Raw genomic sequence first — 6,228 nt, 5'->3', positions numbered from 1 at the left:
CGACGGTGGTGGCACCCCGGCCCCGGGGCGCCACCACCGTCGTCGCGTACCGGGCCCCACCGGCCCGCGTCCCCCGTCCCCGCGTCCGCCACCGGACCTAGGACCGCCGACGCACCCGCCACCCGCCCCGGACCGATCCGCCGCCCGCCCCGCCCCGGTACCGTTCCCCCATGGTCAGAAGAACCGGCCTGGCCGCCGTCAGCGCCGCCCTGCTCGCCATGAACCGCACCCTGGAGGTGCGCGACGTGCTGCAGACCATCGTCTCCAGCGCCCGCGAGCTGCTCGACGCCCGCTACGCCGCCCTCGGCGTCCCCGACGGCGCCGGCGGCTTCGCCCAGTTCATGGTCGACGGCGTCAGCGACCGCCAGTGGAAGGCCATCGGACCGCTGCCCCGCCAGCACGGCATCCTCGCCGCCATGCTGCACGACGCCACCCCCGTACGCCTCGCCGACGTCCGCCGGGACCCGCGCTTCGAGGGCTGGCCGGCCGCCCACCCCGAGATGTCCGACTTCCTCGGCATGCCCATCGCCGACGGCGACGAGGTCCTCGGCGCCCTCTTCCTCGCCAACAAACGCTGCGCCCCCGAGCAGCGCCGGGCGGCCGGCGGCGGCTGCGCCTTCACCGAGGAGGACGAGGAACTGCTCCGCATCCTCGCCCAGCACGCCGCCATCGCCCTCACCAACGCCCGGCTCTACGAGCGCAGCCGCGAACTCACCATCGCCGACGAACGCGCCCGGCTCGCCCACGAACTCCACGACGCCGTCGCCCAGAAACTCTTCTCCCTGCGGCTCACCGCCCAGGCCGCCGCCACCCTCATGGACCGCGACCCCGCCCGCGCCCGCAGCGAACTGCGCCAGGTCACCCGCCTCGCCGCCGAGGCCACCGACGAACTGCGCGCCGCCGTCATCGAACTGCGCCCCGCCGCCCTGGAGGAGGACGGCCTCGCCGCCACCCTGCGCGCCCAGATCCAGGTCCTCGACCGCGCCCACCCCGCCCGGGTCACCCTGGAGGCCGGCGAGGCCAAACCCCTGCCCGCCGCCCAGGAGGAAGCCCTGCTGCGCGTCGCCCAGGAGGCCCTGCACAACGCGCTGCGGCACGCCGCCGCCGGCCGGGTCACCGTCAGCCTCGGCCCGCCCCCGTCCGGCACCGGCGCCGTCCTGCGGATCAGCGACGACGGCGCCGGCTTCGACCCGGAAGCGGTGCGCGGCGCCGGCCGCCACCTGGGACTGGTCTCCATGCGCGACCGGGCCCAGGCGGTCGGCGGCACACTCACCGTGCGCTCGGCGCCCGGAGCGGGCACCGTGATCGAGATGGAGGTACCCGGTGTCTGACGTGATCCGTGTGCTGCTGGTCGACGACCACCAGGTCGTACGGCGCGGGCTGCGCACCTTCCTGGAGATCCAGGACGACATCGAGGTGGTGGGGGAGGCCGCCGACGGGCCCGCCGGGGTGGCCCTCGCCGAGGAGGTGCGCCCCGACGTGGTGCTCATGGACGTCAAGATGCCCGGCGGGGACGGGGTGGAGGCGCTGCGCAAGCTGCGCGACCTCGGCAACCCGGCCCGGGTCCTCATCGTCACCAGCTTCACCGAGCGGCGCACCGTGGTCCCCGCGCTCCGTGCCGGGGCGGCCGGCTACGTCCACAAGGACATCGACCCGACCGCGCTGGCCGGGGCGATCCGCTCGGTGCACGCCGGCCATGTGCTGCTCCAGCCGGAGGTGGCGGGGGCGCTGCTGGCCCAGGAGACGCCGTACGGCGGCAGCGGCCGGGGCGGGCAGCTCACCGAGCGGGAGCGGGAGGTACTGGCGCTGATCGCGCGCGGCCGCTCCAACCGGGAGATCGCCCGCGATCTGGTGCTGTCGGAGAAGACCGTGAAGACGCACGTCTCCAACATCCTGATGAAGCTGGATCTCGCGGACCGCACCCAGGCGGCGCTGTGGGCGGTCCGGCACGGCGTGGCCGACTGACGGCGCGCCCGGGGGAGCGGGGCTCCCTTGCCCCGACAGGAGTTCGATCGGGGCCAGGATTCATACGGTCGGGTGGTTGTCCCCCACATGGCGGAACCCGTCCGGCGATCACGCGTTTCCCAGGGCGCGCCACGGCCGACCGGCCGTGGTGGAGTCCGAAAGGTATCCGCATGAACAACATGAAGAAGATCGCCGTCGTTTCCGCCGTGGCCGGCGGTATCGCCGCCGCCGGTGCCGGGGTGGCCTCCGCCGCCGCCGGTGCCCACGGCGACGCCGTGCACTCGCCCGGTGTCATCTCCGGCAACGTCGTCGAGGCCCCGATCCACGTCCCGGTCAACGCCGTCGGCAACACCGTCAACGTGATCGGCCTGCTCAACCCGGCGTTCGGCAACTTCGGCCTGGCCCACTGACCCACGGGCACCGCCTCCTGAGGACGGGCGACCTCGCACGCAGCTGATCGGCCTAATGCGCCGAACGGCGGTTATCACCCGGCGCCCCGTGTCATCCGGACACGGACCGCGTTGTGCAGCGCGTGGCTCTTCCGTCGGAGCCACCGCAGAGAACCGTCCCAGGAGGATCGCACGTCATGAACACTGCGAAGAAGGCCGCCTTCGTGCTCGCCGCCGCCGGTGTCGCCGTCGGCAGCGCCGCCGGTCTGGCCGCCGCCCACGACGGGGCGAGCGCCAAGGCCAAGGCCGTGCACTCGCCCGGTGTCATCTCCGGCAACATCGTCCAGATCCCGGTGGATGTGCCGGTCAACATCGTCGGCAACACCGTCAACGTGGTCGGCCTGCTGAACCCCGCGTTCGGCAACGTCGGCGCCATCGTCTGACGCCACCCCCCACGGTCATCACGGCCCCGCGGACCCCATCCCCCGCGGGGCCGTGATCCGTTCCCCGGCACCGCCGCCCCGCGCCCGGCTCAGCCGCGCTGCCGCTCCAGCTCCTCCGCGTACGCGTTGTACGCCGCCACCCGCGCCCGCCGCGCCGCGCGCTCCACCGGACGCAGCAGCCGGTCCCGCGCCGCGATCTCCGCCGCGCTCACCGCGCCACCGTGCTCACCGCCCCCGGCCAGCTCCACCAGACCGGCCACCCGCCGCGCCAGTTCCAGCACCCGCGCCGCCCGCGGCGGATACCCCGGGGCCAGCACCTGCCGCCCGCGCTCCATCCGCGCCCGGTACGCGTCCAGCCGTGCCCGGGTCGCCGGGCCCGCGCCCGCCACGTCCAGCATCGCCAGCGCCTCGGTCGTCTCCCGCAGCACCTCGTTCAGCTCACGCTCCGCCTCACCCAGCGACGGCACATCCGCCGGCGGCGCCTGCCGCACCGGAGCACACCGCCACACCACCCGGGTCAGCACCTCACCGGCCGCACCGGCCTCGTCCACCTCGGGGATCAGCCCGAGCGCCGGACCCGCCCCCGCGTCCGCCCCGGGGACACCCCCGGCCAGCACCGCCTCACCGGCCGCCAGCGCCGCCGTGTTGAACTCCGGCGGCCCGCTCAGCCCCAGCGGATGCCCGGGCGCGGGCAGCGCGACCCGCAGCCCCACCACCCCCAGAGCCCGCAGCCGCCCGAACGCCAGGGTCAGCGCCACCGGCCCCGGCTCCCCGGGCAGCCCCACCACCCGGTGCGCCGCGTCGTCCCCCACGGCCCGCACGGCGGCGTCGTCCGGCGACACCAGACCGGCCAGCAGAGCGTTCCCCCAGGCGGCCAGCCGCCCGGCACGAGGTTCATCGAGCATGGCCTCAGCATAGGGAAGAGGGCCCAAGGGGCCTCCTGGCGCCCGGGACATGACGGGCGTGGCGTAAGTTTGCCTTCCGGACAGTGCCGCGAGGCACCCGGAGGACGGCGACTGCATTGGGAGAGACCGCGCGCATGAGCGATGTACTGGAGCTGGTGGACGTATCCGTGGTCCGCGAAGGCCGCGCTCTGGTGAACCAGGTCTCCTGGTCGGTCGCCGAAGGCGAACGATGGGTGATCCTGGGACCCAACGGTGCCGGCAAGACAACCCTGCTGAACATCGCGTCCAGCTACCTCTTCCCCACCTCGGGCAGCGTACGGATCCTCGGCGAGAAGCTCGGCGGCGTCGACGTCTTCGAACTCCGCCCCCGCATCGGCATGGCCTCCAGCGCCCTGGCCGGCAAGCTCTCCCAGCGCGCCACCGTCCTGCAGACGGTGCTCACCGCCGCCTACGGCATGACCGCCGGCTGGCAGGAGCACTACGAGGACGTGGACGAGCGGCGCGCCCGCGCCTTCCTGGACCGGCTCGGCATGAGCGAACTCCTCGACCGCCGGTTCGGCACCCTCTCCGAGGGCGAGCGCAAGCGCACCCAGATCGCCCGCGCGCTGATGACCGACCCCGAACTGCTGCTCCTCGACGAGCCGGCCGCCGGTCTCGACCTCGGCGGCCGGGAGGACCTGGTACGCCGCCTCGGCCGGCTCGCCCGCGACCCCTACGCGCCCGCGATGATCATGGTCACCCACCACGTCGAGGAGATCGCCCCCGGCTTCACCCATGTCCTGCTCATCCGGCAGGGCAAGGTCCTGGACGCCGGACCGGTGGACTCCGTCCTCACCTCCGCCGCCCTCTCGCACTGCTTCGGGCTCCCGCTCATCGTCGAGCGCCAGGGCGACCGCTACACCGCCCACGGCCTGCCCCTGGCCTGACGCCGGACCCGACACCGGCCGGACCCGCGGATTCCGGCCGGTGTCTGACGAAATCCGGCCTGTTCGCCACGCCGCACCACCCCTACGATGGCGGTGTGGACTTCTGGGTGTGGTGGCTGATCGCCGCCGGAGGATTCTCGATCGCGCTCGTGCTGACCGCGATGCCCGAGCTGGGCATGCTCGCCATCGGGGCGGGAGCGGCCGCCGCCTCCGGCGCCGTCACCGACAACATCGTCCTCCAGGTGATCGTGTTCGCGGTCGTCTCCACCGCCCTGCTCGTGGTCGTGCGCCCCATCGCCCGGCGCGCCCGCGTCCTTCCCCCCAAGCTCAGCTCCGGCGTGGACGGCCTCAAGGGCCGCACCGCCGTCGTGCTGGAACGGGTCGACTCCCGTGACGGCCGGATCAAGCTCGCCGGCGAGGAGTGGTCCGCCCGCGCGCTGGACAACGACATCACCCACGAACCCGGCTCCGAGGTCAGCGTGGTGGAGATCGACGGAGCCACAGCCATCGTGATGTGATGGACCCGCGATCCAGACAACCGTTCAACTCATCTAGCCGCAGGGGGAGTCACGATGGACGCCATCATCATCGTGCTGGTCATCCTGGTGGTGCTGGTCATCATCGCCCTCGTCCAGACGATCCAGGTCATCCAGCAGGCCAGTGCCGCGATCGTCGAACGATTCGGCCGCTACACCCGCACCCTGAACGCCGGCCTCAACATCGTGGTCCCGTTCATCGACCGCATCCGCAACCGCATCGACCTGCGTGAGCAGGTCGTGCCCTTCCCGCCGCAGCCGGTGATCACCCAGGACAACCTGGTGGTCAACATCGACACCGTCATCTACTACCAGGTGACCGATGCCCGCGCCGCGACCTACGAGGTCTCCAACTACATCCAGGCCATCGAGCAGCTGACCGTCACCACCCTGCGGAACATCATCGGTGGCATGGACCTGGAGCGCACCCTCACCTCCCGCGAGGAGATCAACGCGGCCCTGCGCGGCGTCCTCGACGAGGCCACCGGCAAGTGGGGCATCCGCGTCAACCGCGTCGAGCTGAAGGCCATCGAGCCGCCGACCTCCATCCAGGACTCGATGGAGAAGCAGATGCGCGCCGACCGTGACAAGCGCGCCGCGATCCTCCAGGCCGAGGGTGTCCGGCAGTCCGAGATCCTCCAGGCCGAGGGTGCCAAGCAGTCCGAGATCCTGCGCGCCGAAGGTGACGCCAAGGCCTCCGCCCTGCGCGCCGAGGGTGAGGCCCAGGCCATCCGCACCGTCTTCGAGGCGATCCACGCCGGCGACGCCGACCAGAAGCTGCTCTCCTACCAGTACGTCCAGATGCTGCCGAAGATCGCCTCCGGCGACTCCAACAAGCTCTGGATCGTCCCCAGCGAGATCGGCGACGCCCTCAAGGGCCTGGGCGGCAACCTCAACCGCATCACCGGCAACGGCACCGGGGACGGCCCCGACAGCGGCGCCGGCGACCCCGGCACCCTCAACAAGCCGCAGGTGGGCCGCCAGCAGCCGCGCATCGAGTAACGGCAGCCCCTCCGCCGCGCACGGATGAGACGCAAGGCCGCGGGCCCGGACCGGATAGGTCC

At 72.9% G+C, this 6,228-nt stretch carries 8 protein-coding genes; 7 read left to right on the top strand and 1 reads right to left on the bottom strand.

Features of this window, described 5'->3' with window-relative positions:
* Nucleotides 1–170 precede the first annotated feature (170 nt).
* The 4 genes from ACFV5N_RS23255 (at nucleotide 171) to ACFV5N_RS23240 (ending at nucleotide 2,797) form a co-directional block, all read left to right on the top strand.
* Entirely contained in the window at nucleotides 171–1,331 is a 1,161-nt protein-coding gene (locus ACFV5N_RS23255; protein ID WP_385603120.1) for a GAF domain-containing sensor histidine kinase, read from the top strand.
* Entirely contained in the window at nucleotides 1,324–1,965 is a 642-nt protein-coding gene (locus tag ACFV5N_RS23250) for a response regulator (protein WP_385603118.1), read from the top strand. Before ACFV5N_RS23255 ends, ACFV5N_RS23250 begins: the two co-directional genes overlap by 8 nt.
* Before the next feature lie 170 nt (nucleotides 1,966–2,135).
* On the top strand, nucleotides 2,136–2,375 hold the full coding sequence (locus ACFV5N_RS23245) for a chaplin (protein WP_375066366.1): 240 nt from the start codon (nucleotides 2,136–2,138) through the stop codon (nucleotides 2,373–2,375).
* Nucleotides 2,376–2,551: 176 nt separating this feature from the next.
* Nucleotides 2,552–2,797, top strand: a complete 246-nt coding sequence (locus ACFV5N_RS23240; RefSeq protein WP_385603115.1) for a chaplin — start codon at nucleotides 2,552–2,554, stop codon at nucleotides 2,795–2,797.
* An 89-nt stretch (nucleotides 2,798–2,886) separates the two neighbouring features.
* Here the strand turns inward: ACFV5N_RS23240 and ACFV5N_RS23235 are convergent, their stop codons facing one another.
* Complete coding sequence (locus ACFV5N_RS23235) at nucleotides 2,887–3,702, bottom strand: hypothetical protein (RefSeq protein ID WP_385603112.1); 816 nt, start codon at nucleotides 3,700–3,702, stop codon at nucleotides 2,887–2,889.
* Between the two features lie 134 nt (nucleotides 3,703–3,836).
* Here ACFV5N_RS23235 and ACFV5N_RS23230 point away from each other — a divergent pair, with 134 nt between their 5' ends.
* From ACFV5N_RS23230 to ACFV5N_RS23220, 3 genes are all read left to right on the top strand, one after another.
* Nucleotides 3,837–4,628, top strand: a complete 792-nt coding sequence (locus ACFV5N_RS23230; RefSeq protein ID WP_385603109.1) for an ABC transporter ATP-binding protein — start codon at nucleotides 3,837–3,839, stop codon at nucleotides 4,626–4,628.
* A gap of 95 nt (nucleotides 4,629–4,723) precedes the next feature.
* A complete protein-coding gene (locus tag ACFV5N_RS23225) occupies nucleotides 4,724–5,146 on the top strand; it encodes an NfeD family protein (RefSeq protein ID WP_385603106.1) in 423 nt (140 codons plus the stop codon).
* Nucleotides 5,147–5,200: 54 nt separating this feature from the next.
* On the top strand, nucleotides 5,201–6,166 hold the full coding sequence (locus tag ACFV5N_RS23220; RefSeq protein WP_385603103.1) for an SPFH domain-containing protein: 966 nt from the start codon (nucleotides 5,201–5,203) through the stop codon (nucleotides 6,164–6,166).
* The last annotated feature ends 62 nt before the right edge of the window (nucleotides 6,167–6,228 follow it).

Source organism: Streptomyces sp. NPDC059853 (genome assembly GCF_042731495.1).
Classification (GTDB): Bacteria; Actinomycetota; Actinomycetes; order Streptomycetales; family Streptomycetaceae; genus Streptomyces.
This window is presented reverse-complemented; position numbering and strand designations above follow the sequence as displayed.